Below are 24,866 nucleotides of genomic sequence, written 5' to 3' on the forward strand. Positions count from 1 at the left end.
GACGTGCGGATCAACGCGGATACCGGGCGTTGCGTCGGGGCGGGGCAGTGCGTGCTCACCGAACCGGACGTGTTCGACCAGGACGACGACGGCATCGTGCTGCTGCTCGCCGACGAGGTGGGCGGAGAGCGCCTGGAGCAGGCCCGCACCGCGGTGCAGATCTGCCCCAGCGCCGCGCTGTCCCTCGAAGAGAGCGGCTGATCTCCCGGGTGGACGGCCCGCCGCCCGGCGAGTGCGGACAGGCGGGCCGTCCACCCGGGCCTCACCACGCCGCCCGCTCCAGCGGGCGGGGGTCGGTGACGGTGCTGGACGGGGTCGCGAAGCGGCGGACCGGGCGGTCCGGGGTGGTGTAGCGGTCCCAGCCCGGGTCGCCGGTGGTGGCGAACCGGACCCACGCCGAGTGCACCTCGCGCACCAGCTCCGGCGGAGCGCCCTTGCCCAGCAGGGCACCGTCCCCGCGCAGCCGCGGGCCGTCCGCCGAGTCGAACGCGAACGGCAGCTCCACCCCGTGCGCCGCGCCGAGCCGCCCGCCCAGCGCAGTGGACCGCCACGCGAACTCGTAGCGGAACGTCGGCAGCCCGCGTCCCGCGTGCGCGTCGGCGAGCGCCCGGGTGCCCGCCCCGAACAGGGCGTCGCCGAGCACCGCCGACCGCAGCTCGCCCCCGGAGGCCGCCGGGCGCTGCCGCCGGTACGCCTCGACCAGCCGGTCCGGATCCGGATGTGCCTGTGCCGCGACCGAACGCGCGTCCTCCACAGTGGACGAATCGAGTTCGGCGGCCGACAGGTACAGGTTGCCCTCCTCGGCGTTGTTCCCGACCAGCAGCTCCACCTCCGCGCCGTCCCCGGCCGCCACCGACACCGCGGGCTGCCGGTCCAGCACCACGCCGAACGGCGTCAGCCGCAGCAGCGGATCGTGGTGGCCCGGCACCCGCAGGTCCGGCTTCCCCAACCGGGACACGGCGTCGACCAGCCGCTCGTCCGGCACCTCCGGCATCTCGGCGAGCGGTACGCCCAGCACCTCGGCCAGCCGGTCCGCGACCAGCTCCGCCTGCGCGGGCACGAACGCGCCGAGCCCGTTGCCGCTCTGCACCACCGCCCGCCGGAACAGGCCCCGCGCCGCCGGATCGGCCAGCGCCGCGCCCACCAGCGTCGCCCCGGCCGACTGGCCGGCCAACGTGACGTTGCCCGGATCGCCGCCGAACGCGCCGATCTCCGCCCGCACCCAGCCCAGCGCCGCCAGCACGTCCAGCAGCCCCCGGTTGTCCGGCGCGCCCGGCAGCGACAACCAGCCCGGCGCCCCGATCCGGTAGTCCACCGCCACCAGCACCACGCCGTCCCGGGAGAACCCGGTGCCGTCGTACAGCGACGCCTGCGCCGCACCGGACACGAAACCGCCGCCGTGCACGAACACCACCACCGGCAGCCCGCCCGTCGCCACGTCCGGCGTCCACACGTCCACCGACAGGTAGTCGTCGCCGCGGACCCAGCCCGGCCCGAAGAACGGACCCATGTCCAGCCCGCCGAAATCCCGGTGCGGCGACGGCGCCGTCGGACCCGGCGCCGTCGCGTCCCGCACCCCGTCCCAGCCCGGCGCGGGCCGCGGCGCCGCGAACCGGGCCGGGCCCACCGGGGCCGCCGCGTACGGGATGCCGCGGAACACCAGGCCCTCGGCCGTCCGCGCACCCCGCACCCGGCCCGCGCCGGTGCGCACCACGGCGCTCACCGGTTCCGCCAGCGCGGCCGGTCGAACGCCGCCCACGCGTCGATCGCGAAGCGGTCCCCGTCGCGGCTGATCTCCGCCGCGCCGTGCCCGCCGAAGTGCGCGGGCACCACCAGCGCGGTGCGATCCGCCGCGAACTCCAGCAGCCGCCGCCGGGACGCGCGCGCCGCGGCCGGGTCCTCGTCGAAACCGCAGTTGTGCGACGGGTCCAGCAGCTGCACCGGCGTGTGCAGCAGGTCGCCGATGAACACCGCCCGGTCCGAACCCGATTCCAGGTGCAGCACCGAGGAACCCGGGGTGTGGCCCGGTGCGGGCAGCAGCCGCAGGTTCTCGTCGATGACCCGCTCGCCTTCCCACAACTCCGCCAGCCCGGCCTGGTGCACCGGAGCCACGCTGTCCTCGAACACGTTCTGGTGGCTGCGCGCGCTCTTCGGCCGGTGCTCGCCCAGCGGGTTCCAGAACTCGAAGTCCAGGCGCGGCAGCAGGTAGGTGGCGTTCGGGAACGTCGGCACCCAATCCCGGTCCACCAGCCGCGTGTTCCACCCCACGTGGTCCACGTGCAGGTGCGTGTTGATCACGATGTCGACGTCCTCCGGCCGCACCCCGGCGCGCTGCAGCGCGTCCAGGTAGCCGGTGTTCAGGTGCCGCCAGTGCGGCGAGTACGGGCGCTCCTTGTGGTTGCCGACCCCGGTGTCCACCAGGATCGTGCGGCCCGCGCTGCGCAGCACCCACGTCTGCACCGCGGCCTGGAAGCCGTTGTCCTCGGGCGACCAGAAGTCCGGGACCACCAGGTCCCGCTCGGCTTCGAACACCTCGGTCGGGATGTCGGGGAAGAACTCGTCCATGCCCATCGCGCGGCCGTTGATCTCCAGCACGCGCGTGACTTCGACGTCTCCCAGCATGATGCTGTCCATGCCGTCGACGATGCGCCGCACACCAGGTCGCGGGGTATCCGTCACGTGACTGCACCTGCCCGGGCGGGGCTAGAGTCGATGACCGGGAGGCCGCGGATGCAGGAGATCATCGGCCGGGAGCGGGAGCTCGCGCAGCTGCGCCGGGCCGCGCACGGCACCGGGAACGTGCTGGTCGTCACCGGCGACCCCGGCATGGGCAAGACCACGCTGCTCGACGTCGCCGCCGGCCCGGGCGCGCTGCGCATCGCGGGCAGCGAGGGCGAAGCGAACCTGGCCTTCGCCGGGCTGCACCGGCTGCTCGCCCCGCTGCTGCGCAGCCACCCGGACCGGCCCGAAGCGGCGCTGCTGCGCGGGGCGTTCGGCATGGGCGGGACGGACGGGGCTGCCGGGACTGCTGCTGGGACGGACGGGGCTGCCGGGACCGAGCAGGAGCCCGACGTGCTGCGGCTGGGCCTCGCCGCGCTGGAACTGCTCGCCGAGCACGGCGGGCCGCTCGTCGTCGACGACGCGCACTGGCTCGACCGGGCCAGCCTCGACCTGCTCGCGTTCCTCGCCCGCCGCATCGAGACCGAACCGCTGAGCCTGCTCATCGGCGCCCGCGAGGACGAACCGCTGCCCGGCATGGACGGTGTGCCGGTGCTGCGCCTGGAACCGCTCGGCGAACTCGACGCGAACCGCATCCTCAACGCGCTGCCCGAGCCCCCGGCCGGGGCGCGGCGGATGCGGGTCCTCGCCGAAGCGGGCGGGAACCCGCTGGCGCTGGCCGAACTCGCCGCCGTGCCGCAGGACACCGGGCCCGGGCCGCTGGCCACCACCGAACGGCTGGAGAAGATCTTCGCGGCGCGGGCGCAGGAACTGCCCGACCGCACCAGGGAACTGCTCCTCGAACTCGCCGCCGCCGGCACGCCCGACCCGGTGCACGCGCCCGGCGACGGGTGGGCGCCCGCCGAACGCGTCGGACTGGTGCGCTGGGACGGCACCCGGTTCCGGTTCCGGCACCCGCTCGTGCGCTCCGCGCTGTACCACTCGGCGCCGTTCGAGCAGCGCCGCCGCGCTCACCTCGCCCTCGCCGCCGCCACCCGCGACGAGCCGGACCGGCACGCCTGGCACCTCGCCGCCGCCGCGACCGGACCCGACGAGGACGTCGCCGCCCGCCTCGAGGACACCGCGGAACGAGCCCGCCGCCGCGGTGGCTACGCGGCCGCCGCCACCGCCCTCGAACGCGCCGCCGAACTCAGCCCCGGCCGCGCCGACCAGGCCCGGCGGCTGGTGCTCGCCGCGAACTCCGCGCTGTTCACCGCCCGCTCCGGCTGGGTCGAGGAGCTCGCCGCCCGCGTCGTGGCGCGCACCGACGACCCCGGCCTGCTCGCCGTCGCCGCACTGCGCGCCGGGCAGGCCCTCACCGTCAGCCACCGGCACGCCGCCGCGTTCGCCCAGCTCACCCGCACCGCAGCCGAGCTCGCGCACCGCGACCCGGCGACCGCGCTGGACGCGCTCGGCACCGCCGCCGTCGTCGCCTACTACTGGGCGGAACCCGGTAGCGGCGACGACGTCCTCGCCGCCCTCCCCGACATCGACGGGCCGCACGACCCCGTCGCCGAAGCCTGGGTGCGGACCGTCGCCGATCCGCTCGGCAGCCGAGAGCGGGTGCTGCCGCTGCTGCCCGGGCTCGCCGAAGCCGACTCCGGTCCCGGCCGGGCCATCGCTGTCGCCACCCTCGCCTGGCTGCTCGACGAGGCACCGCTCGCGCTGCGGTTGTTCGAGCAGGCCTTCGACCAGTGGCGGGTCCGCGGACCGCTGCCTGAAGGGCTCGGCTGCGCGCACGGGTGGGCGCTGTTCGAAACCGGCCGCTGGGCGCAGGCGCGCGCCATCGCCGCCGACTCGGTGCACAACGGGGCCCGCGCCGAACTCCCGCACGTCATCGCGGGCTCCCGCACGATGGACGCCGCGGTGCTCGCGCTGCGCGGCGAATCCGCGCAGGCGCGGGAACTCGCGACCGAAGCACTGTCCATGGTGGACCCGTCGACGAGCCGGATGGTGGCCGTCCGCGCCCGCTACGTCCTCGGTCTCGTCGCCGCCGCCGAGGGCGACCACGCCACCGCCCACGCGCAGCTGCGCCGCGCGTTCACCGCGGACGGCGACTTCGCGCACTACCACCAGTCCATCGCGGTGCTGCCCGAACTCGTCGCCGCCGCGACCCGGCTCGACCCCGGACACGGCACCGGGCACGGCGTGCGGCGGGACGCCGAGATCGTCGTCGACCGCGCGGCACGCGCGCTCGGCGACCGCGGCTCCGCGCGCCGGCACGCCCTGCTGCAGCACGCCCGCGCCCTGCTCGCCACCGACCCCGAACCGCACTACGCGGCCGCGCTCGCCGACCCCCGCACCGCGCACTGGCCGTTCGAACGAGCCCGCGCCCTGCTCGACCAGGCGGCCTGGCTGCGCCGGGCGCGCCGCATCAGCGAAGCACGCGCACCGCTCGCCGAAGCGCTCGACACCTTCCGCAGGCTCGGCGCCGACCCGTGGACCGCGCGCGCCGAAGCCGAACTGCGCGCCTCCGGCGGCGCCGAACCCGCCGCACCCGCCCCGGACGCGCTCGCCGGGCTCAGCCCGCAGCAGCAGGAGATCATCCGGCTCGCCGCCCGCGGCCTCACCAACCGGGAGATCGGTGATCGGCTGTACCTGTCGCCCCGGACGGTGGGATCGCACCTGTACCGGTCGTTCCCGAAGCTAGGAGTGAGCACAAGAACCCAACTCCGAGACTTGCTCGGGTGAAATGCGTCGTCGGCTCCTTCTGCGGAGGGGTGAGGTGGCGGAACCTCAGCGGCTTCCTCGCTGCGGGATCGTTTTCACAGGTGGCTCCGCCACATGCGAAAACGCTGTCCTCGCGAGGAAGCCGCTGAGACCCCGCGGCGGTGCCGGGTGCGTGCGTGGTTGCTGCTCAGCGGCTTCGCCGCTGACAGGATGGGCCGTCGGCCGTCACTCGTCGGATTCTTCGAGGGCTCCTAGCCAGAGGTAGTCGCGGGCTCTGGTGGTGGCGACCAGGAGTTGGCGTTGCAGGGCTTCGAGTTCGTCGCGGTAGAAGCCCATCGGCCTGCGCTCGTCCGGCAGGAACACCGCCCGGAACTCGAATCCCTTGGCCTCCAGCAGGGTTCCCACCAGCACCGCCGCCGGCTCCGGCGACCACGGGGCGAGCCGGCGCGCCGGAACACCGCCGCGGCGGAGCACTTCGGTCCACTCCTCGGCGGCCGCGCGCGACCGGGTCAGCACCGCGGTGCCCGCGCCCGCGTCGAGGCCCCGCAGCGCGGCCAGCACCGCCTCCCGCTGCGCGATCCCGTTCCAGCGCACCACTTCACCGCCGCTGAGCACCGGCAGCGAGGACCGCAACGTGACCGCGGGGGTGCCGTCGATGTCGTCGAACCGGTTCACCGCGTCCAGCTCCCCGGCGGCCTCCACGATCGCCGACCGGTTCCGGTAGTTGCGCCGCAGCACCTCGCTGCGCCCGCGCAACGAGATCCCGGCCTCGGAGAGCCGCCAGCCGCCCGCGAACACCTGCTGCTGACCGTCCCCGACCAGCAGCAACCGGTTCGGCCCGTCCCCGCTGACCGCGTGCACCAGCCGCAGCCCGACCAGCGTCAGGTCCTGCACCTCGTCCACCGCCACCACCGAGTACACCCGGCCCAGCGGTTTGCGGCCCAGCTCGTCGAGCGCGCGGATCAGCACGTCGTTGCGGTCGTAGATGCCGCGCTCGCACAGCTCCCGCTCGTACTCGCAGTAGAACTCCCAGACGTGCGCGCGGAACGCGGGGCTGAGCTGCCCTCCGCGGCCGCGCCGCGTCGCCGACCGGTACGACTCCAAGGTGCCCAGCCCGCGGCCCTTGATCACCCGGTCGATCTCGTCCTTCCAGTAGTGCCTGGATGGTCGTGCCGCCGCCAGCGGGCCGGTCCGCCCGGACCGCTCCCACACCGCGGCGAACGCGGCGTCCACCCGCTGCTCGTCCACCACCGTGTCCCGGCCGCGTTCGGCGAGCAGCTCCGCGGCCCACTCGTGCAGGTTCCGGAACTCCACCCGGTGCGCGACCTGCGGTGCCAGCGACCGGAACTGCTCCTTCGCCAGCTCCGGCAGCGACTCCAGGTGCGAGGTGAACAGCAGCCTGCCGGGACCGCGCCGCGCCAGGTGCGCCAGCCGGTGCAGCGCCAGCGTCGACTTGCCGGTGCCCGCGGGCCCGGAGATCCGCGCCGGACCGCCGTACTGCCTGCGCACCGCGCCGAGCTGCACGTCGTCCAGGAACAGCCGCCAGTCCGGCACCGCCACGCGCGGGCCCTGCTCGGCCCGCTCGTCCCGCAACCGCCGCACCTCGAACAGCCCGGAGGACCGGTCCGAGGAGCCGACCTGGCCCGCGCCGCGCGGCTGCGGGATCCGCTGCGGGTTCCAGGCGATCGGCGTCAGGTCGAACGTGCCGTTGTCCAGCTGCCGGGCCGCGGCCAGCGCATCCGCCCCGTCCAGCACCGGCTCCGCGCACACCAGCACCCGGTCCAGCTCGGATTCCGCCACCACCACCTGCTCGCCGTCCTCCGCGGTGGTGCGGACGCCCTCCGGGAACACGACGACGGTGCGCACCACGGCTTCGGTCAGCATCCCGTGCGGCGTGGCGAGGCCCGCGAGCAGTTCCGCGGTCCACACGAACGCGGCCCGCGTCGCCTCCACCGGCGGCTCGTGCTCGCACAGCAGCACCACCAGCACCCCGCCCGGCCCGACCAGCACCGCGTCCGGCCGGTTGTCCGGGGTGTGCGGGGTGAACTGGTTCAGCAGCGTGTACCAGCCGGAACCGCGTTCCACGGCGAACCGCTCCACGACGCGCTTCTGCCAGCTCGGCAACGGGGGTCGGGCGCGCAGTTGCTCGTCGGCCTGGCGCCGCAGCCGCTCGCGGTGGTGATCGTAGGTCCCTGTCACGGAGACTCCCCGGTTCGCACGCAGGTGCTCTATCGACATTACGGTCTTCTGCGCGGAAAACGAGACCTGCGAGGCCGGATCACCTTAATGTCGCAGGGCGCTTCGAAACCGGGGTCCACTACCTCCACAATGGACGTGTGGACCCGCTGCACGATCCGGATGACGAAGCCCTGCTCGATCCGCGCCAAGCGCGCGAGCTCGCCGGGCTGGTCGAAACCGCTCGCCTCGCCTCCGGCGCCATCCGCTACGGCCGCATCGGCCGGGTCGGCGCCGCCACCGTGGTGCTCAACCGGGACGACCCGCTGCCCGCCGGCAACCACGCAGTGGGCCTGTGGGGCACGCTCGCCGAGGTCGCCACGACGCTGCTCACCCTGGAACGGTCCTTCGCGGACGCCGGGCGCCCCGAGGCGGTCGTGTACGCCTCACCGACCACGGTCGGTGAGATCGAGGGCATCGCCGACGACTCCGGCTGGCGCGCCGTCGAGGAGCAGATGGCGCTGCTGCACCGCGAGGCCAAGACGCCCAGCCGCGACGTGCGGCCCGCCACCGACGACGACCTGCGCGGCATCGCCGAGCTCATCGGCGACGACGCCGGCTTGTCCGACGACGGGGAGCGGCGGCTGGTGCGCACCCTCGCGCACCGCGGTGACGACCCGCGCTGCGTGCTGCGCGTCGTCGACGACCCGGAGGCCGACCGGATCGCCGGGTTCGCCCAGGGCTTCGCGGAACGCGGCGTGGGCCTGGTCGAGCAGGTCGTCGTGCGGCCGGGCCGCAGGCGCCGCGGCATCGGATCGTCCCTGGTCGCCGAGGTCGTCGACGAGGTGCGGGCCCGCGGGGCGCGGCTCGTCGCCGCGCACGGCGACGAAGGGGGAGCGGCCGAGCGGTTCGCCGAGGAGTGCGGTTTCGAACCCGTGTACCCGGTGACGGCCTACGCGCGGCGGGTGGACGAGCTGCTCGACTGACGCCTGGTGCGGGAGGGGCCCGGGTGGCGCCCCGCGCATGTGTCCGCCCTGCGAGCCGTGGGTATGACGTCTGTGGTGCTGGCGAACGCAGCGCCGTCCCGCGGCGAGGTGGTGATCACGATGACGGCGACCACGCGGCTGCCCAAACCGGTGGCCGAGACCTGGGAGTGGCAGCTGCAAGCCGCCTGCCGCGACCTGAGCACCAGCACGTTCTTCCACCCGGAGAACGAACGCGGCAGCGCCCGCAGCAACCGGGAGGAGCAGGCCAAGCAGATCTGCCACCGCTGCCCGGTGATGCTGTCCTGCCGCGAGCACGCGCTGGCCGTGCAGGAGCCGTACGGCGTGTGGGGCGGGCTCAGCGAACGGGAACGGCAGGACCTGCTGGCGAAGCGGGTGCCGAAGCCGCGCGCCGCGGCGTGACCGGCGGAGGCGGACATGACCACCACCGGAGTCCCCGGCCGCGAACTCGCCGAGCCGGACCTGCTGCGCGAGCTGGAGCGGCTGCACCGCACCCGCAACGAGACGTTCCTGCACGGAGCGCCGGACGCGCTGCGCGAGCACACCGCGCGTTCGTTCGAACTGGAACAGGAGTACCTGCGCAGGCACCCCGACCGACAGGTGGATCCGCGGCGCACCCGCGCGGGCGCGAGAGGAGACCCGGTTCATGGCAGCTGAAACGGACCAGACGGACCCGGCCCACGATCGGCGGCCGCGCCCGGACGCGCCGGGCCGGAAACCGCGGATCGTCATCGTCGGCGGCGGCCACGTCGGCCTGACCGTGGCGCTGCGCCTGCAGAAGCGGCTCGAACCGGGCGAGGCGCGGATCACCGTCATCGACCCGCAGTCGCACATGACCTACCAGCCGTTCCTGCCGGAGGCGGCCGCGGGCTCGGTCGAACCCCGGCACGTGGTGGTGCCGCTGCGGCAGGCGCTGCGGCGCAGCGAGGTCCTCACCGCCCAGGTCACCTGCATCGACCACCGCAGCCGCGAGCTGACGGCCACGCTCGCCGACGGCACCGAGGAGCACCTCACCTACGACGTGCTGGTCGTCGTGCCCGGTTCGGTGTCGCGGGCGCTGCCCATCCCGGGCCTGTCCGAGCGCGGCGTCGGCTTCAAGACCATCGGCGAGGCGATCTACCTGCGCAACCACGTGCTGTCCCGGCTGGACATCGCCGCCAGCACCTCCGATCCGCAGCTGCGGCGGCGGCTGCTCACGTTCCTGTTCATCGGCGGCGGCTACGCGGGCATCGAGGCCATCGCCGAGCTGGAGAGCATGGCCCGGGAGGCGATCCGCGCCTACCGCACCCTCGAACCCGCCGACATGCGCTGGATCATGGTGGAGGCGACCGGCCGCATCATGCCCGAGGTCAGCGCGCCGATGGGCGAGTACACCCGCCGCCGCCTGGAAGAACGTGGCATCGAGGTGAAGACCGACACCACCGCGAAGACCCTCACCGACGGGCACGTGGTCCTCTCCGACGGCGACGAGTTCGACGCCGACACCATCGCGTGGACCGCCGGGGTCAAGCCGCACCCGATGCTGGAGGACTCCGACCTGCCCCGCGACGCCAAGGGCAGGGTCGAGTGCAGCACGAAGCTGCAGGTCCGCGGCACCCAGGACGTGTTCGCCGCGGGCGACTGCGCCGCCGTCCCCGACCTGACCAGCGACAAGGCGGACGCGCTGTGCGGGCCGTCCGCGCAGCACGCGGTCCGGCAGGCGAGGGTGCTCGCCGACAACGTCGTCGCCCTGCTGCGCGGCCACGAGCAGCAGGACTACCGGCACCGCTACGCCGGATCGGTCGCCGGGCTCGGCCTGTTCCAAGGCGCCGCCGAGGTGTACGGCATCAAGCTCAAGGGCCTGCCCGCGTGGCTGCTGCACCGCGCCTACCACCTGGCGAAGCTGCCGACGCTGCGGTTGAAGGCCCGCATCCTCGGCGACTGGCTGCTGGAGATCCCGCTGCGGCGGCAGACGGTCGCCCTCGGCGAACTCCACGACCCGCGCTCCGCCTTCGTCAAGGCCGCCAACACCAGAGGCCTGCCCAGCGGGCACGGCCCCGCCGGATGACCAGTCCTCGCAGCGCACAGCTCCGCGAGCGCCCCTGAAGATCGAAAGGGACCCCCCTTCACGGGGGCCTCGCGGGCCTGTTGTACTGTATGCAGGCACGAGGCGAACGGGACCGGAAATCGGAACCGGGAACCGCACAAGTGAATCAGGGGCTGTGGCGCAGTTGGTAGCGCACTTGACTGGCAGTCAAGGGGTCAGGGGTTCGAATCCCCTCAGCTCCACCCTAGAATCGCAGGTCGCAGGCCCGATGCTCAGCTGAGCATCGGGCCTGTTTCCGTATCGGGTGACTACCCCTTCCGGCCGTTGTCGTCGCTCTGGAGGGCAGACGAGAGGTTCCTTCGCCCCAGACTCGATCTGGTGCGGTGGCCGTGTCGTGGCGCGGCGCCATCGGGATGAGCTCCGCTTGAGCTCTCTCCCTCTGAGGAGAGATCTTGGCAGCTGCTGGTGCTGCATGGCCCGCTGTTGCACCTCCTCGCTGATGGTGGTGCGGGTCCAGGCACTGGTCTCACTGACGCCTGCCAGGAGAAAGACGCCAGGGTCGACGGTGTCGTTCGTACATTTCGAGGGACACGTTGCACATGCCATGCGCGCGGCTAGCGGCTTCAGCAGCGTCCGGTGGGAATGCAGCGTTGACCCTTCGCTCCACTACGCGTCGAAACTTGCGGCCGAGTTCTCCCCAGTGCGGCTGCGGTGGGCGACCCGTGCTCCCTGGGGCGATGTAGGTCCCTGCGAGTGGGAATGGAACGCGGGTTCATCAGGCGCAAACGGACGAGGCCTGCGGTGCATGAGCCGCTCGTGCGTGTGGTCTACGAGCGTACGAGCCCGCCCGGTGTGGAGCCGTTGATCGCGGTCTGTGCCGGGGAGGTCGAGGCTGAGCGGATCAAGGAGCAGAGCTCCGCTGGCGGTCGGTACGCCTCGTGGGAAGAGCATCCGCTGATCGGCTCTGCGGAGGGGACCACCTCGTTGGCGGACGGCGAGGTCATCCACGTGGTGTTGCTGGGTGGTGATGACGTCGACGGGGGACCGGACGATCCGATCGGCATCGCCGTCTACGCGGACCGGGATGCCGCTGAACGGCGTGCTGCCGAGGAGCACCTGAAAACCGGATCTCCTGGGTACCACGCGGTTTCACTGCCCATCGGGTGGCGAGCCGGCGGCTGATCGGACGGGCGGTGCGCACCGCCCTACCGCTTCGACCGCGAGGCGGGATCGGTGGGCACCGCTGGAGGACGTCGGGTGAAGTCGTCGGCGGTGGTCGGGCGGGGATGCGCGGCCGCTCGTGCGCTCGGGCGCGAACGCACGAGGTGGGGCCGCTGATAGAGGCCTGCGCGGCCGGAATCGCGGCCGACCGCCACCGCGTCGCCCCGGTGGCGGGTTCGGTCACGGCGGGGCCAGGTGGTGGCGGTACGCGTAGGACACCAGCTGGGCGCGGTCGCGCTGCGCCGTCTTCGCGAGGAGGTGGTTGATGTGGGTCTTCACGGTGGCCATGCCGATGAACAGGGCGCACCCGATCTCCCGGTTGGACAGCCCCTGGGCGATCAGGCCGAGGATCTCCACCTCCCGGTGGGTCAGGCCGTCCGGGGCGGCGACCGGACCCGGTTGCGGTGGTGGGGTCGCCGCGGCCAGCAGGCGCGCCTGCACGTCCGGGTCCAGCACGGCTTGGCCGGTCGCCGCGGCGTGCACGGCGCGGGTGATCTGGGCGCGCCCGGCGTCCTTGGTCAGGTAGCCGAGCGCGCCCGCGCGCAGGGCGCCGAGGATCGACTCCTCGTCCGCGTACGTGGTCAGCACCACCACGCGCACGCCGGGATGCTCGGCGCGGAGCCGGGCGGTCGCCTCGGTGCCGTCGATGCCGGGCATGTGCAGGTCCATCAGCACCACGTCGGGTGCGCACCGCTGCACCAGGGCGATCGCCGCGGCGCCGTCCGCGGCCGCGCCGAGGACCTCGATGTCCGGCACCAGGTCGAGCATGGTGACCAGGCCCTCGCGCACGACGGTCTGGTCATCGGCGACGACCACCCGCACGGTCGTGACCTCGTCGCTCACGTCCCCGCCTCACCGGCGGCGGGCAGCACGAGCCGCACCACCCAGCCGCCGCCGGGTGCGGGTCCGGCGTCGAGCTCGCCGCCCAGGAGCGCGGCGCGCTCGGTCAGCCCGGTGAGGCCGTAGCCGCCGCCGGTGCCCGCCAGCACGCCGGACCCGGTCGCGGGCCCTGCCGATGTGGTGGCGGTGAACACGATCCGATCCTGCCCGAAGGCGAACGCGAGGTCGCTGCGGCTCCCCGGGGCGTGCTTGGTCGCGTTGGTGAGCGCCTCCTGGGCGGTGCGGACCACGGCGAGCACCACGTCGGACGACAGCGCGCGCACCACCCCGGTGACGGCCAGGTGCGCCGCGGCGTGCTCCCGGTGCTGCGCGACCAAGGCCTGGAGCTGGTCGGGCAGGGGACTGCTCTCGCCGCGGAGAGCACCGATCGCCCGCCGCGTCTCGGCCAAGCCGTCGACCGCGAGCCGGTGCGCCCGCCGCAGGTTCTCCCGCGACCGCGCCGAGGCGTCCTCCGCTTCGAGCACCGCGTCGGTCGCGTCGAGCTGCACCGCCAGCGCACCCAGCGAATGCGCGAGCACGTCGTGGATCTCGCGGGCGATCCGGGTGCGCTCGGCGAGCACCCCGGCCAGCCGGTGCTCCTCCTGGGCCCGCCGGGTCTGCGCCGCCAGCTCCTCGGCCTGGGCCAGCCGCGCCCGGTGCTGGCCGTGGTTGAAGCCGCCCAGCAGGAGCCCCGCGTTCGCGGCGCCGTAGGCGGCGAACAGCGGCCAGGAGTGCCCGAACACCGCCGTGCCGATCGCCATCCCGGCCACGGACACGACGAGCAACCCGACCGCCGGGACTGCCTCCAGCACCAGCGCCGCGGCGAAGATCCCCGTCGCGCCCAGCGCGAAGGCGGGCGACGCCGGGCTCACCCCGGCCAGCACCGAACCCGACACGCTCAACAGCGACACCGAGGTCCACAGCACCTTCCGGGCGGCCCCACCGGCGGGCACCGCGGCGCCCGCCGACGGGCTGTGGCTCGTCGCGGTCCACCCCAGCCACCCGGCGCAGGCGGCGGCGGTGCACACCAGCGCCACCAGCTGCCTGCCGGTGCCGCCCAAGCCGGGGCCGAAGGTGACCGATCCGCACGCGATGACCGCGAGCGCGGCCAGCCGCACGACCACCCCCGCCACGAGCCGCGCCGGAGACGTGCCCGCTCGCCCCGCCGCCCGCGCCATCAGCCGCCCACCAGGGGCAGCACCACGAACGCCAGCACGTTGCTCAGGAGGTTGAACGTGATGTGCGCGGCGACGCCCGGCCAGACCGAGTCGCTGCGCCGCCGCAGCTCACCGGCGACCAACCCGACGATCAGCCCCGACAGCGCGGTGACGATGTTGCCGTGCAGCACGGCGAAGATCACCGCACTGCCGAGGACCCCGGCGACCGCGCCGTAGCGCAGCAGCGCGGTCGTGATCACGCCGCGGAAGAGCAGTTCCTCCCCGATGGGCGTGAGCACGCCGAGCAGCAGGAAGGCCAGGACCATCGGCAGCACACCGTCGGCCGCGGCCGTGGACCACATCGCCTGCGGGTTGCCCGCGTCGCCGGTCAACCCGACGTAGACCTTCGTCACCGGGAACTTCAGCGCGAACGCCAGCACCCCGGCGGCGAGCCCGACCAGCAGCCGGCGCGCCGTGGTGCGCCGCAGCCCGAACGCCGCCACCGAGCGGATCCGCACCGCGGCCGCCAAGGCGAACCCGCCGCCCGCTGCGATGAACGACAGCGCCATCAGGAACACGTCGAACACCAGCTGCCCGGCGATCGCGTGCACCGCGATGGTCAACCCGAAGGTGAGGGCGGTGGAACCGGCGAGCCCGACCGCGATCTCCGTCCACCCCGGTCGCGGGCTCGTCCGCCCGCGCGCCGGCCGTTCCCGCCCGGCGACGTCGCCCGCCGTCACGCCGCACCTGCCCGCGCCCGGTCGGTGCGCTGTGCGCGTTCGCTCATCTCGGTTCCCCTCTTCGCCCGCAGCAGTCGACACGACGGTAGGAATCCGCGCCGCGGGGCGCGTCAACCCGCGGGTGGAGCCCGGGTCGATCATCGCCCCCCGGCGCGGGGCCGATCGCGGGCGGATCGCCCTCCGCGCGCCCTCGCGGGTTCGGGTGCGCCGATCCGCCGCGGAACCCGCCGCCCCTGCGGGAGCCCGAACTCCCGGCCGTGGCGGGCGGTTCCGCGGCGGCGGCGATCGGGCGGCCGCCGCACGGGTGATGTCCAGTTCCGCCACCCCTCCCGGAAATGGCGAATTCGACGCAACCGCTCCGCACATTCCTCCTGGCGATGACAATTGCGGGGCCGCCGCACCGCACTCGGATCGGTGTTGTCCGAATTCGGTCACCATTCGGTCTTCCGCAGCAGGACGCTGTTCGTGCGACAGTCGTCGCAGCGCGCGGAGGAGGTGAGCGGTCCGTGCCGAATCCAGGCGGTCTCCCGGCGGAAGTCGGCCGGGAGAACGACCCGCCACGCCACTCCGCTGCGGCGGCCGGTTCGGCGGTCGTGATCCACCCGGCGGCCGGCGGAATGCGCGCCCCGGTTTCGCCCGGCCCCGGACCGGGACCGCCCGCGTCCGTTGAACCCCAGCTCAGATGCGGTGTCGGCATCGGGGTACCAGGCTTCGAACCGATCTCCCCGCAGCGCGAACCACGATTTCCGAAGGAGGATCGATGAAGATCACCCTGTTCGAGCAGGCTCCTTACCGGTACCTGCCCGACGACTTCGAGGACAACTGCAAATCCGTCTGCGACACGCCCTATTCGGTGGCCGATCGGGACGGGGTCTACTCCTCGATCCGCGACTTCATGGACGAGCTGGTGCACGGGGCCCGCGCGGGATTCGACGGCATCAGCATGACCGAGCACGCCCAGTCGAGCTACGACATGATGCCCAACCCCGACCTGGTGAGCAGCGCGCTCGCCTACCTGACCGAATCGGAAGGGCTCGACGTCGCGATCTTCCCGATGGGACGCTCATTGGGAAAGGCGCGCGAACCCCTCCGGGTCGCGGAGGAATACGCGTTCATCGACGTGCTCAGCGGCGGCCGACTCGTCGCCGGATTCCCGATCGGCCTGCACTACGACGCGGGCCTCAACAACGGCGTGCCCCCGATCGAGATCCGGCCGCGGTTCGACGAGAACCTGGAACTGGTCCTGCGCGCGTGGCGCGAGCGGGAACCGTTCGCGCACAACGGGCGGTACGGCCAGTACCCCGAGGTCAACATCTGGCCCCGCCCGCACCAGCCCGCCCCGCCGGTGTGGATCACCGGGATCGGCAATCCGCGCACGATGCAGCTGTGCCTGGAGCGGAACTTCGGCTTCAACTACCTGAGCTGGTTCGGCGCGAAGCTCACCGGGAAGCGGATCTTCGACCGGTTCTGGGAGATCGCCGACCAGGTGGGCGTGCCCCGCAACCCGCACCGGCTCGGATTCGTGCAGGCCATCGCCGTCGCCGAGACCGACGAGCGGGCGGAGGCGGACTACGCCGCGCACCTCGAGTACGCGTTCCGCAAAGGACTGGGCTGCCTGCCGCCGCACTTGCTCGGCCTGCCGGGAGGCATCGACATCCGCGGGCTCGAAGCCCTGGCGAAGGATCCCGGCGACTTCGGGCTCTACCCGCGGATGCGCACCGCGACGTTCCGCGAGCTCGTGGAGTCCGGTGCCGTCATCTGCGGCAGCCCCGCGACCGTCCGGGAGCAGGTGCGCGACTTCTGCGCGAGCTACGGGATCGGCACCCTGCACGCGATGCTCGGCTTCGGCTCGCTGCCGCGCGACCTCGCCATGAAGAACATCCGGCTGTTCGCCGACGAGGTCGCGCCCTTCCTGCGGGAGCTGTGGAACGACGGTGCGCACGCCCACCACTGGTGGCCGGCCCGGCTGGGCGGCGACCCCACCCCGGTCACGCCCGGCACCGCCGCGGCGGCGGGCATGCCCGCGACCGGCCCGACGCGGAAGGCGGCGACCAGATGACCACGCTCGACGAGACGGCCGAACCCGCCATCGCGGAACGGTCGGTGCCGGTCTGGAACGACGCGATCACCATCCGGGTCAAGGTGGCCGGTACCGGCGCCCCGCTGCTCTACCTGCACTCCGCGGGCGGGCTCGGCTGGGACCCGTTCCTGTCCGCGCTGGCGCGGGAGCGCACCGTCTTCGCCCCCGAATTCCCCGGTACCAGCGCGGGTGACCCCTACGCGGTGCACCGGGTCGACGCGCTCGCCGACGTCGTGCTGATCTACGAAGAGCTGGTGCGCGCGCTCGGCCTGCGGCGGCCCGCGATCGTCGGCCACTCCTTCGGCGGCATGCTCGCCGCCGAACTCGCCGCGGCGTTCCCCGCGCTGGCCGCCGAGGTCGTCCTGCTGGCTCCGGTGGGCTTGTGGCGGGACGACCTGCCGGTCGCGAACTGGATCGCCGCCGCACCCCAGGACCAGCCGGAACTGCTCTTCCACGATCCCGCCGGGCCTGCCGCCAGGGCCGCGCTGGCGCTGCCCGAGGATCCCGACGTCGCGGCCGCGGCGATCGCCGCGCAGGTGTGGGCGATCGGAGCGACCGGCAAGTTCGCCTGGCCCATCCCCGACCGGCGGCTGCGGGCGCGGCTGCACCGGCTTCGCGCGCCCGTCCTGCTCGTCTGGGGGCGGCAGGACCGGTTGGTCCCCGCCGGGTACGCCGACGAGTGGGAAGCGGAGTTGCCGGACAGCCGGGTCGTGCTCATCGACGACTGCGGGCACGTGCCGCAGGCCGAGCGGTTCGCGGAGACGGCCGCGGCGGTCGCCGCGTTCCTCGACGCCCGATGAACGGCCCGGCACCGGCCGGGCGCGCAGGGGACGCGTCCGGCCGGTGCCGCGATGTCGCCGCGCGGCGCTGTGGTTAGCTTCGCGGTCGTGGCGAAGCTCTACTTCCGGTACGGCGCGATGAACTCGGGCAAGTCGACGGCGCTGATCCAGGTGGCGCACAACTACCAGGAGCGCGGCCAGCGCGTGGTCGTCGTGAAGCCGAAGCTCGACACCAAGAGCCCGGTGGTGCTGTCCCGGATCATGGTGACCCGCGAGGTCGACGTGGTGCCGGGGGTGGACGACCTGCTGCGGGACGCGGTGCTCGCCGGGGGCGCGCCGGACTGCGTCCTCGTCGACGAAGCCCAGTTCCTCACCGGACCGCAGGTCGAGGACCTGTTCCGGCTCGCCGTGCTCGACGGCATCCCGGTGATCGCCTACGGGCTGCGCAGCGACTTCCGCACCCGCGGCTTCCCGGGCAGCCTCCGGCTGATGGAACTGGCGCACTCCATCGAGGAGCTCAAGACCGTCTGCCGCTGCGGGCGCAAGGCCACGTTCAACGCGCGCACCCTCGACGGCGAGTTCACCCGGGCGGGCAGCCAGGTCGCGATCGACGGCGAAGTCGGTTACGAGTCCATGTGCGGCAACTGCTACCTGCAGCACGTCGGCACCCTCGGCTGAACGACGGGTGGCGGGCCGCCGGAGCTCGGTCCGAGGTCGTGACGTTCCGGGGTCCGGAGCGCGCGGCGGGGCCGGTTCCGCGCGAGCGGCGGACCCCCGAATTGTCCATTGTGGACTTCGAAGTCGCGGGTCGAGGCGGTCGTCCGCGATGCAGACCGGTCCGGGCCACCCCGGCGGCTGCCTGGTCGTGCTCTCGGCCACCGCGGGCGCGGCCGGGCACGAACGGGCCCGCTCGTTCGCGGCGGAGCGCCGGGCGGAGGTCCGCCGCGACGTGGCCGCCTGCATCGGGCGGGCCGTCGACGCCGGGGAGCTCCCCGCCGACCGCGCTCCCGCCGAGCCGGCTGCGGTGTTCGCCGGGTTCATGTGGGGCATCTCCACCGAAGCCCGCGACGGCGTCCCGTTGCGCACCGTCGACGCCGCGGTCGGCCACGTGCTGCGGATCTGGGACTCGCTGAGCACGGCCGGAGCGGCCGGCTCCGCCGGTGCGGGCGACGCGTCGTAGCGCTGGGCGGGCGCCGGTCGGGAACCTGGTTGTGAAGTGGCTCACGGTTCCTTGAGCATGACGTTGCGGCACGCCTTTTCCTTCTCCTCGTCCACGGAAGTCGATCGAGGAGTTGAGGACCATGGCGGACACGAAGCAGGAACCGCGCACCGACGACCGCACCGAGCGGATCGGGCGGCCCACCGAGCTGATCGAGCAGCCGACCGAGCGCACCGAGCAGCCGACCGAGCAGATCGAGGCGGTCGCCGCGCCGAAGCCGTCCGTCCTGGACCAGGTCGGCGGGCCGATGGGATTCCTGTACTCCACGGCGCCCGTCATCGTCTTCGCCGCGGCGAACTCGTTCCTGCCGCTGCCGGTGACCAGCGCCGTCGCCGTCGGCGGCGCGGTGCTGCTGACCGCGTTCCGGATGCTGCGCGGCGAGAGGTTCTCCTCCGCCGTCGGCGGGCTGATCGCGGTCGGCGTCGCGGTCGGGCTCGCGGTGTGGACCGGGTCGGCGAAGGACTTCTTCGCCATCGGGATCTGGGCCGCGCTGGCCGGATTCGTGCTCACCGCGGGTTCGCTGCTGGCCCGGCGGCCCGTGACCGGCGTGGTCTGGAACCTGGTGCACGGCGGGCAGCACGCGTGGCGCGCGGATCGGGCGAGCCTGCGCGCCCACGACCTCGCGACCCTCGCGGCGGCGCTCGTGTTCGGCGCCCGGTTCGCCGTGCAGCAGTGGCTCTACGTCATCGACACCACCGGTGGCCTGGCGGTCGCCCGCGTCGCGATGGGCACGCCGCTGACCGTGCTCGGCGCGCTGGTCGTCGTCTGGGCGTTCCGCCGCACCAGCAAGCGCCTCCTCCGGCAGGCGTGAGCGCGGAAAGCACTGGGGCGCAACGGATCCGGAGGACGAACGTGCACGGCACCGCCACCACCGAACCTGCCGCCGAACCGACCACCGAACCCGCCGTCGGTCCCGCCACTGAACCGGTCGCCGAATCAACCGTCGGCTCCGCCAGCGAACCCGCCGTCGGTTCCGCCGCCGAGCCCGTCGTCGGCTCCGCCAGCGAACCGGTCGTCCTATCCGCCGTCGGTTCCGCTACCGAACCGGTCGTCGAATCCGCCGTCGGTTCCGCTACCGAACCGGTCACCGAACCCGCCACCGGCTCCACCGCCGCTACGCGCCCGAGCCTGCGCGACCGGTACCGCGCGCGGCGGGACCGGGCCCGCCGCAGCCGCGCCGCCGACCTGGCCTGGCGCGCGGGCATCGGGATCGCGGGCACCGCGGTGCTCGTCGCGGGGATCATCATGATCCCGTACCCCGGGCCCGGCTGGGTCGTGGCGTTCGCCGGGCTCGCCGTGCTCGGCACCGAGTTCGCGACCGCCCGCCGCGCGCTCGCCTTCCTGCGCCACCGCTACGACCGGTGGAACGAGTGGCAGCGCGGCAGGCACCCCGCGGTCCGGCTGCTGCTGCTCGCGGCGACGGCGGCCGTGGTGCTCGGCACGGTGTGGCTGCTCGGCGCGTTCGAGTTCGGCGCCCGCCTGCTCGGCGTGGACCTCCCGTTCCTGATGTCCCCGCTCGGCTGACCGGCCTCCCCGCCGGGTCGGTCGCGGCGGCTCAGCGGCAGGCCGCGAGGGCTTCCGCCGCGGTGCGGTTCCCCGCCGTGGTCCGGGTCAGCGATGCGAGGGACGCCTCGTGCGCCGCCTCGTCGGCGGCCGCCGTGCAGTCGGTGACCACGTGCGCCCGGAATCCCAGATCGGTGGCGTGCCGCGCGGTCTGCTCGACGGTGAGATCGGTGGCGACCCCGGTGAGGAACAGCGTCTCCACGCCCCGCTCGCGCAACCGGACCGCGAGGTCGTTGCCCGCGAGCCCGGACAGCTTCTGGTTGTCCACCACCAGATCCGGCTGCCCGGCCAGCTCCGGGATCAGCGCCGCGCCCGGTGCGTCCGGCCGGAACGACTCCTGCGCCTCGGCGACCGCGCACATGAACGCGGTGTTGCGGACCAGTTCGCCCTCCCCGGCGGGCACGGTGAAGCGGGTGAACACCAGCTCGGCGCCCGCCGCGGCGGCGGCCGCGTGGAACCGCGCGGCACGCCCCACCACTCCGCTGCGCGCGACCGGACCGGCGAGCAGCTCGCCGAAGAAGCCCTCGGGCGCGATGACGTTGACCTGCCAGTGCAGCGCCAGCACGGCGCACTTCCCGCTCATCCCCCGATCCTGCCCTCCGCCGCGGGTCAGCAGGCGTCCCAGGTGTAGTGGAGTTCTGCGGCGAGGGCGGGGACCTTCACGTCGGTGAGTTCGACGACGCGGTCGCCGCTCCAGGTGGTGCGGCGCAGGTGCAGCAGCGGCGCGGGGTCGATGTCCAGCGCCCGCCGTTCCAGTTCGGTCGCCATCGCGATGGTGACGACCTCCGCGTAGCGGGTGGCGCCGTGGCCCAGCTCGTCGAGGCGGGCCGGTGCGCCGCCCGGGCCGGTGTCGGTGCACTCCAGCGCGGTGCCCGCCGTGATCGACCGCGGGTAGCGGGAGACCGCCAGCATCGCCGGGCGGCCGTCGGCGCGCAGCACCCGGTCGCGGACGCAGATCTCGTCCCCGGCGCGGATGCCGAACGGTTCGGCGAAGTCGGCGGCCGGTTCGAACCAGACCTGGGTGGCGGAGCCCGGGGTGAAGCCCTGCGCGGCCGCGTCGGCGAGGAAGGCGCCCTCGCCGCGGTCCCGGCGCGCCCGGCTCAGCCGCTCGCGGGCGTCGAGCCGCACCAGCCGCGGCGGCCCTTCGTGGTCCTGGTGCTCGGCCGCCGCGCTCATCGACGCCTCCTCGGGTGGGTTCCGTCCTCCGCGGCCATCGTCGCACCGCCGCCGATCGCGACGCCCGATCAGCCGCCCGAGTCGGCGTCGCCGATGGAGTGGTCGCGGGCCCGCCGTTCCGGCGCGCGGTACGCGGAAAGGCACCGAGTGCCTCGGACCGAGTGCCGGGCGGAAATGGTCCGCGACGTTTTCACCGGGTGCCGGGTTGTTTCCAGGATCGAGGTTCCGGTGATTTCCGCAGTGCGTGGGTGAAATGCGCGGCGCAATGCGGAAAATGGAGGAATCCGGGCTGCGTCGCGGATCACCGCGGGCTCGGGACCAGCGCGGGAGCCGGATGTCGAGGACTGCTGATTTCCCTAGAAGGTCTGCCGGATGCTGCGGCGGTACCCGTTGATCTCGCCTGGTGCTGCGGGGCTCGGAGGCGTTCCTCCGGCCCAACACTGGGAAATCCACTAGATCAACTTCCGGTAGTCCTGGAATAGGTGGCCGGACAATTCGTCCGCTTCCCAGGGCCTTGAGGAGAAATATGAGCGTCACGATCGACTCCGTCGTGCACACGATGACCGGATCGATGGTCTCGGACCCGACGGACGCGTTCTTCTTCGACCACCCGCTGGACCACCTGCCCGCCATGCTGCTGCTGGACGGGCTCGCCGGGCTCGCGTCGGCGTCCCCGGGGCGCGTCGCGGAGCTGGCCGTGGAGTTCCACCACTTCTGCGAGCTCGACCAGCCGGTCGAAGTGCTGATGAGCAGCCCCGCGACCGACGGGGAGCGCTGGGACGCGTACTGCTCCTCCGGCGGGCTCGTCGTCGCCGACGGGCACGTGTCGCTGCGCGACCACCACGACCCGCCACCTCCCGGGCCGGTCGAGCCCGCGCCGAGCCCGGTCGACCGGGAGCTCGTGCACCGCCACCGCGCCGAGAACGTCGCCATCGGCGACTTCGCCGGGGACGAGTCCGGGTGCACCGCGCGGCTCCTCGACTTCGCCCCGGACCACGCGCTGCGCCGCCGCGACCCGCGGCACCGCTCCGCGCTCGAACTCGTCGAAGGCGCTCGCCAGCTGATCACGCTGGTCGGGCACCGGGTGTGGGACGTGGCGCCGGACTGGAAGTACGTGCTCAGCGGGGTGCGGCACGAGCAGCACCGCGCCGTCGCCGCCACCGAGGACGTCCGGTTCCGCACCACCACGATGACCATGCGGCGCAAGCGCGTCGAGTTCGCCGTGGACCTGCTCGCCGCGGGCGACGTGATCGGCTCCGTCCGGCTCACCGGCATGATCGTTCCCCCGCGCGTGTACGACCACCTGCGCTGGGCCAACCGGGAAGCAGCACGATGAACCGCAAGCTGGAAAGCCTCTTCCCGCCCGCGATCTTCCTGTGCGGGATGCTGGTGCTCGCCTGGGGCATCGGCAGCCGCCTGCTCGACGGCGCGACCGGGTACGGCGAAGCCGCCGTCCTGCTCGCCTACCTGGCGTGGACGCTGGTGGAATCCCGCGTCACCTTCCAGGGATCGGTGCAGGAGACCAGTTCCGCCGACCGCGGCAGCCTACAGCTCTACGGGCTGTCCCGGCTGGCCGTCCTCGCCGCCGTGGCGCTGCCGCCGAACACCTGGGACGGCTGGGGGCTGCTGCGCACCGGTGCCGTCGCCGTGTTCTTCGGCGGGGTGGTGCTGCGGCTCACCGCGGTGCACCGGCTCGGCCGCTTCTACTCGCACCGCGTCCGCACCGTCGACGGGCACGCCATCGTCAGCACCGGCCCCTACCGGCTGGTGCGCCACCCCGCCTACACCGGCATGGTGTTCGCCCACCTCGGGCTGGTGGCCGCGTTCCTCAACCCGTACGGCGCGCTCGCGTTCGCCGCGCTCATGGTGCCCGCCGTGGTGCGCCGCATCCTCGTCGAGGAGGACACCCTGATGCGGCTGCCCGACTACCCCGACTACGCCCGCGACCGCCGCCGGCTCATCCCGGCGGTGTGGTGATGGGAACGGTGACCGCCGCGATGATCCACGACGACGCTCGCCCGTCCAGCGCGCAGGTCGGCAACAAGTTCGCCCGGCTCGCCGAGATGCGCGCCGCCGGGTTGCCGGTGCCCCGCTTCTGCTGCCTCGACGCCGCCGTCTTCCGGGACGTGGCGCGGGAGGTCGACGACGGGATCCGCCGCGAACTGGACGCCATCGACTTCGCCGACCGCGCCTCCCTCGACGCCGCCGCGAAGGCCATCCGCGACCTGTTCCTCGACGTCCCGTTCCCCGCCGGGGTCGAGCAGGGCGTGCTCGACGCGTTCGACGCGACCTTCGCGCCCGGCGCGCTGGTCGCCGTCCGCTCCTCCAGCGTGGGCCGCTCCGAGCGGGAGAGCGAGGACTCCGCCGCCGACCCGTTCGCGGGCATGGGGGAGAGCTTCCTGTACGTGGGCCGGGACCGGGTCCTGGACCGGGTCCGCGAGTGCTGGGCGTCCGGCTTCACCGCCGAAGCGCTGCTGTACCGGCACGCCCAGGGGCTCGCGCTCGACGGGTTCGCGGTGTCCGTCGGCGTGCAGGAGATGGTGCTGGGCGCCAAGTCCTTCGTGCTGTTCACCTGCGACCCGGCCACCGGCGCCGACGACGCGGTGCTCGCCGCCGGGTACGGCATCGGCGAAGGCGTCGTGCAGGAGAAGGTGGGCGTGGACCACTACTTCCTGCGCTCGGCCACCGGCCGCTGCGAGTCGCACCTCGCGCACAAGCCGGAACTCCTCGGCCTCGACCCGGACCGCCCCGACGACGGGCCCGTCCCGCTGCCGGTGCCGCCGGAACTGCGCGACGCGCCGGTGCTCGACGAGGCGCAGGTGCGGGACGTCGCCGCGCTCGGCGCCCGGGTCGCGGCGCTGTTCGGCGCCCCGCAGGACGTCGAAGGCGTGCTCACCGAGGACGGCAGCATCCGCCTCGTGCAGGCCCGGCCCATCGCGATCGACCTGTCCACCCGCAAGCAGTGGAGCAACGCGAACGTCACCGAGAGCTTCTCCGGCACCACGACCGCGCTGACCTACTCGTTCGCCCGCGGCTTCTACCGCACGATCTTCCACGACCTGTACCGCCGCTACGGCGTGGACCGGGCGCTGCTCGACGCGAGCGGGCCCGAGCTGGACCGGATGATCGGCTATCTCGGCGGCCGCGTCTACTACGACCTCGACTCGTGGCTGCACCTGCACGGGCAGGTCGCGTTCTTCCCGCTGCTGCGGGCTTCCTGGGAGCAGATGATGGGCCTGCCCGTCAGCGGCGAGGGCTCGCTGCGCTCCCTGGCACCGACGCTGCCCGGAGTCGTCGGCAGGCTCGCCGGGCCGCTCGCCCGGCTGCTGCGGGCGCTGGGCCGGCCCGTCCGGGGCCAGGGGGGGGTAGTGAACGGGGTGGATGGGGTGGAGGCGGCCCGCCGCGGGGGGGTCTGGGGGGCGCGGGTCCCGCAGGCGCGGGAGGCCGAGTTGCGCGCGG

24 protein-coding genes and 1 tRNA gene are annotated in these 24,866 nt (G+C 73.7%); 17 read left to right on the forward strand and 8 right to left on the reverse strand.

Annotation, left to right across the window (positions count from 1 at the left end):
• Positions 1 to 3 precede the first annotated feature (3 nt).
• Positions 4 to 201: a ferredoxin gene (locus ABZ805_RS23365; RefSeq protein WP_358444096.1), complete on the forward strand. Its 198-nt coding sequence runs from the start codon at positions 4 to 6 to the stop codon at positions 199 to 201.
• Between the two features lie 61 nt (positions 202 to 262).
• Here ABZ805_RS23365 and ABZ805_RS23370 read toward each other — a convergent pair whose 3' ends face one another.
• The gene (locus ABZ805_RS23370) at positions 263 to 1,759 is read right to left on the reverse strand and encodes a carboxylesterase family protein (RefSeq protein ID WP_358444029.1); all 1,497 of its coding nucleotides are present in this window, start codon (positions 1,757 to 1,759) and stop codon (positions 263 to 265) included.
• Entirely contained in the window at positions 1,720 to 2,634 is a 915-nt protein-coding gene (locus ABZ805_RS23375) for an MBL fold metallo-hydrolase (RefSeq protein ID WP_358444032.1), read from the reverse strand. The genes ABZ805_RS23370 and ABZ805_RS23375 overlap by 40 nt, the downstream gene beginning before the upstream one ends.
• A 96-nt stretch (positions 2,635 to 2,730) precedes the next feature.
• Here ABZ805_RS23375 and ABZ805_RS23380 point away from each other — a divergent pair, with 96 nt between their 5' ends.
• Positions 2,731 to 5,409, forward strand: a complete 2,679-nt coding sequence (locus ABZ805_RS23380) for an AAA family ATPase (RefSeq protein WP_358444035.1) — start codon at positions 2,731 to 2,733, stop codon at positions 5,407 to 5,409.
• Between the two features lie 204 nt (positions 5,410 to 5,613).
• On the opposite strand, the gene ABZ805_RS23385 is transcribed toward ABZ805_RS23380, so the two are convergent.
• Positions 5,614 to 7,587, reverse strand: coding sequence for a UvrD-helicase domain-containing protein (locus ABZ805_RS23385; protein ID WP_358444038.1), 1,974 nt, complete (start codon positions 7,585 to 7,587; stop codon positions 5,614 to 5,616).
• A gap of 137 nt (positions 7,588 to 7,724) precedes the next feature.
• On the opposite strand from ABZ805_RS23385, the gene ABZ805_RS23390 reads away from it, so the two are divergent.
• The 6 genes from ABZ805_RS23390 (at position 7,725) to ABZ805_RS23415 (ending at position 11,775) form a co-directional block, all read left to right on the forward strand.
• The gene (locus ABZ805_RS23390; protein WP_358444041.1) at positions 7,725 to 8,549 is read left to right on the forward strand and encodes a GNAT family N-acetyltransferase; all 825 of its coding nucleotides are present in this window, start codon (positions 7,725 to 7,727) and stop codon (positions 8,547 to 8,549) included.
• A 75-nt stretch (positions 8,550 to 8,624) separates the two neighbouring features.
• Entirely contained in the window at positions 8,625 to 8,969 is a 345-nt protein-coding gene (locus tag ABZ805_RS23395; protein ID WP_358444043.1) for a WhiB family transcriptional regulator, read from the forward strand.
• 15 nt (positions 8,970 to 8,984) lie between these two features.
• Positions 8,985 to 9,224, forward strand: coding sequence for a DUF6158 family protein (locus tag ABZ805_RS23400; RefSeq protein WP_358444046.1), 240 nt, complete (start codon positions 8,985 to 8,987; stop codon positions 9,222 to 9,224).
• Positions 9,214 to 10,614 carry an NAD(P)/FAD-dependent oxidoreductase gene (locus tag ABZ805_RS23405; protein ID WP_358444048.1) on the forward strand — a complete coding sequence of 467 codons (1,401 nt, stop codon included), beginning with the start codon at positions 9,214 to 9,216 and terminating at the stop codon, positions 10,612 to 10,614. The genes ABZ805_RS23400 and ABZ805_RS23405 overlap by 11 nt, the downstream gene beginning before the upstream one ends.
• 148 nt (positions 10,615 to 10,762) lie before the next feature.
• Positions 10,763 to 10,835: transfer RNA gene (locus tag ABZ805_RS23410), tRNA-Ala, on the forward strand.
• A gap of 574 nt (positions 10,836 to 11,409) precedes the next feature.
• Positions 11,410 to 11,775, forward strand: coding sequence for a hypothetical protein (locus ABZ805_RS23415; RefSeq protein ID WP_358444051.1), 366 nt, complete (start codon positions 11,410 to 11,412; stop codon positions 11,773 to 11,775).
• 219 nt (positions 11,776 to 11,994) lie between these two features.
• On the opposite strand, the gene ABZ805_RS23420 is transcribed toward ABZ805_RS23415, so the two are convergent.
• The 3 genes from ABZ805_RS23420 to ABZ805_RS23430 are packed head-to-tail and all read right to left on the reverse strand — an operon-like array spanning position 11,995 to position 14,590.
• Positions 11,995 to 12,657: a response regulator transcription factor gene (locus tag ABZ805_RS23420; RefSeq protein ID WP_358444054.1), complete on the reverse strand. Its 663-nt coding sequence runs from the start codon at positions 12,655 to 12,657 to the stop codon at positions 11,995 to 11,997.
• Positions 12,654 to 13,871, reverse strand: a complete 1,218-nt coding sequence (locus tag ABZ805_RS23425) for a histidine kinase (protein WP_358444057.1) — start codon at positions 13,869 to 13,871, stop codon at positions 12,654 to 12,656. The genes ABZ805_RS23420 and ABZ805_RS23425 overlap by 4 nt, the downstream gene beginning before the upstream one ends.
• The gene (locus ABZ805_RS23430) at positions 13,871 to 14,590 is read right to left on the reverse strand and encodes a type II CAAX endopeptidase family protein (RefSeq protein WP_358444060.1); all 720 of its coding nucleotides are present in this window, start codon (positions 14,588 to 14,590) and stop codon (positions 13,871 to 13,873) included. The genes ABZ805_RS23425 and ABZ805_RS23430 overlap by 1 nt, the downstream gene beginning before the upstream one ends.
• Before the next feature lie 760 nt (positions 14,591 to 15,350).
• On the opposite strand from ABZ805_RS23430, the gene ABZ805_RS23435 reads away from it, so the two are divergent.
• The 6 genes from ABZ805_RS23435 (at position 15,351) to ABZ805_RS23460 (ending at position 20,192) form a co-directional block, all read left to right on the forward strand.
• Positions 15,351 to 16,649, forward strand: coding sequence for an LLM class flavin-dependent oxidoreductase (locus ABZ805_RS23435; RefSeq protein ID WP_358444063.1), 1,299 nt, complete (start codon positions 15,351 to 15,353; stop codon positions 16,647 to 16,649).
• The gene (locus tag ABZ805_RS23440) at positions 16,646 to 17,470 is read left to right on the forward strand and encodes an alpha/beta fold hydrolase (RefSeq protein WP_358444066.1); all 825 of its coding nucleotides are present in this window, start codon (positions 16,646 to 16,648) and stop codon (positions 17,468 to 17,470) included. The genes ABZ805_RS23435 and ABZ805_RS23440 overlap by 4 nt, the downstream gene beginning before the upstream one ends.
• Positions 17,471 to 17,557: 87 nt before the next feature.
• Entirely contained in the window at positions 17,558 to 18,127 is a 570-nt protein-coding gene (locus tag ABZ805_RS23445; protein ID WP_358444069.1) for a thymidine kinase, read from the forward strand.
• Positions 18,128 to 18,275: 148 nt separating this feature from the next.
• The gene (locus ABZ805_RS23450) at positions 18,276 to 18,629 is read left to right on the forward strand and encodes a hypothetical protein (RefSeq protein WP_358444072.1); all 354 of its coding nucleotides are present in this window, start codon (positions 18,276 to 18,278) and stop codon (positions 18,627 to 18,629) included.
• Between the two features lie 121 nt (positions 18,630 to 18,750).
• Positions 18,751 to 19,479, forward strand: a complete 729-nt coding sequence (locus tag ABZ805_RS23455) for a DUF3159 domain-containing protein (protein WP_358444075.1) — start codon at positions 18,751 to 18,753, stop codon at positions 19,477 to 19,479.
• Between the two features lie 41 nt (positions 19,480 to 19,520).
• Complete coding sequence (locus tag ABZ805_RS23460) at positions 19,521 to 20,192, forward strand: TIGR02611 family protein (RefSeq protein WP_358444078.1); 672 nt, start codon at positions 19,521 to 19,523, stop codon at positions 20,190 to 20,192.
• A gap of 31 nt (positions 20,193 to 20,223) precedes the next feature.
• Here the strand turns inward: ABZ805_RS23460 and ABZ805_RS23465 are convergent, their stop codons facing one another.
• The gene (locus ABZ805_RS23465) at positions 20,224 to 20,814 is read right to left on the reverse strand and encodes a cysteine hydrolase (RefSeq protein ID WP_358444081.1); all 591 of its coding nucleotides are present in this window, start codon (positions 20,812 to 20,814) and stop codon (positions 20,224 to 20,226) included.
• A gap of 26 nt (positions 20,815 to 20,840) precedes the next feature.
• Positions 20,841 to 21,407: a UTRA domain-containing protein gene (locus ABZ805_RS23470; protein WP_358444084.1), complete on the reverse strand. Its 567-nt coding sequence runs from the start codon at positions 21,405 to 21,407 to the stop codon at positions 20,841 to 20,843.
• Between the two features lie 526 nt (positions 21,408 to 21,933).
• Here ABZ805_RS23470 and ABZ805_RS23475 point away from each other — a divergent pair.
• The 3 genes from ABZ805_RS23475 to ABZ805_RS23485 all read left to right on the forward strand — a co-directional run.
• Positions 21,934 to 22,743 carry an AfsA-related hotdog domain-containing protein gene (locus ABZ805_RS23475; RefSeq protein ID WP_358444087.1) on the forward strand — a complete coding sequence of 270 codons (810 nt, stop codon included), beginning with the start codon at positions 21,934 to 21,936 and terminating at the stop codon, positions 22,741 to 22,743.
• Positions 22,740 to 23,384, forward strand: coding sequence for an isoprenylcysteine carboxylmethyltransferase family protein (locus ABZ805_RS23480; protein ID WP_358444090.1), 645 nt, complete (start codon positions 22,740 to 22,742; stop codon positions 23,382 to 23,384). Before ABZ805_RS23475 ends, ABZ805_RS23480 begins: the two co-directional genes overlap by 4 nt.
• Positions 23,384 to 24,866: PEP/pyruvate-binding domain-containing protein (locus ABZ805_RS23485; protein WP_358444093.1), on the forward strand; the 1,483-nt coding region annotated here is incomplete at its 3' end. The genes ABZ805_RS23480 and ABZ805_RS23485, both read left to right, overlap by 1 nt.

The organism is Saccharopolyspora sp. NPDC047091 (assembly GCF_040643635.1).
Taxonomy (GTDB): Bacteria; Actinomycetota; Actinomycetes; order Mycobacteriales; family Pseudonocardiaceae; genus Saccharopolyspora_C.

What these genes read in the sequence shown, in the direction of transcription:
- ABZ805_RS23375 (WP_358444032.1), bottom strand. Translation starts at nt 2,634, where the DNA reads ATGGACAGCATCATGCTGGGAGACGTCGAAGTCACGCGCGTGCTGGAG.
- ABZ805_RS23475 (WP_358444087.1), top strand. Translation starts at nt 21,934, where the DNA reads ATGAGCGTCACGATCGACTCCGTCGTGCACACGATGACCGGATCGATG.
- ABZ805_RS23455 (WP_358444075.1), top strand. Translation starts at nt 18,751, where the DNA reads ATGGCGGACACGAAGCAGGAACCGCGCACCGACGACCGCACCGAGCGG.
- ABZ805_RS23470 (WP_358444084.1), bottom strand. Translation starts at nt 21,407, where the DNA reads ATGAGCGCGGCGGCCGAGCACCAGGACCACGAAGGGCCGCCGCGGCTG.
- ABZ805_RS23425 (WP_358444057.1), bottom strand. Translation starts at nt 13,871, where the DNA reads ATGGCGCGGGCGGCGGGGCGAGCGGGCACGTCTCCGGCGCGGCTCGTG.
- ABZ805_RS23435 (WP_358444063.1), top strand. Translation starts at nt 15,351, where the DNA reads ATGAAGATCACCCTGTTCGAGCAGGCTCCTTACCGGTACCTGCCCGAC.
- ABZ805_RS23400 (WP_358444046.1), top strand. Translation starts at nt 8,985, where the DNA reads ATGACCACCACCGGAGTCCCCGGCCGCGAACTCGCCGAGCCGGACCTG.
- ABZ805_RS23465 (WP_358444081.1), bottom strand. Translation starts at nt 20,814, where the DNA reads ATGAGCGGGAAGTGCGCCGTGCTGGCGCTGCACTGGCAGGTCAACGTC.
- ABZ805_RS23380 (WP_358444035.1), top strand. Translation starts at nt 2,731, where the DNA reads ATGCAGGAGATCATCGGCCGGGAGCGGGAGCTCGCGCAGCTGCGCCGG.
- ABZ805_RS23450 (WP_358444072.1), top strand. Translation starts at nt 18,276, where the DNA reads ATGCAGACCGGTCCGGGCCACCCCGGCGGCTGCCTGGTCGTGCTCTCG.
- ABZ805_RS23480 (WP_358444090.1), top strand. Translation starts at nt 22,740, where the DNA reads ATGAACCGCAAGCTGGAAAGCCTCTTCCCGCCCGCGATCTTCCTGTGC.
- ABZ805_RS23405 (WP_358444048.1), top strand. Translation starts at nt 9,214, where the DNA reads ATGGCAGCTGAAACGGACCAGACGGACCCGGCCCACGATCGGCGGCCG.
- ABZ805_RS23440 (WP_358444066.1), top strand. Translation starts at nt 16,646, where the DNA reads ATGACCACGCTCGACGAGACGGCCGAACCCGCCATCGCGGAACGGTCG.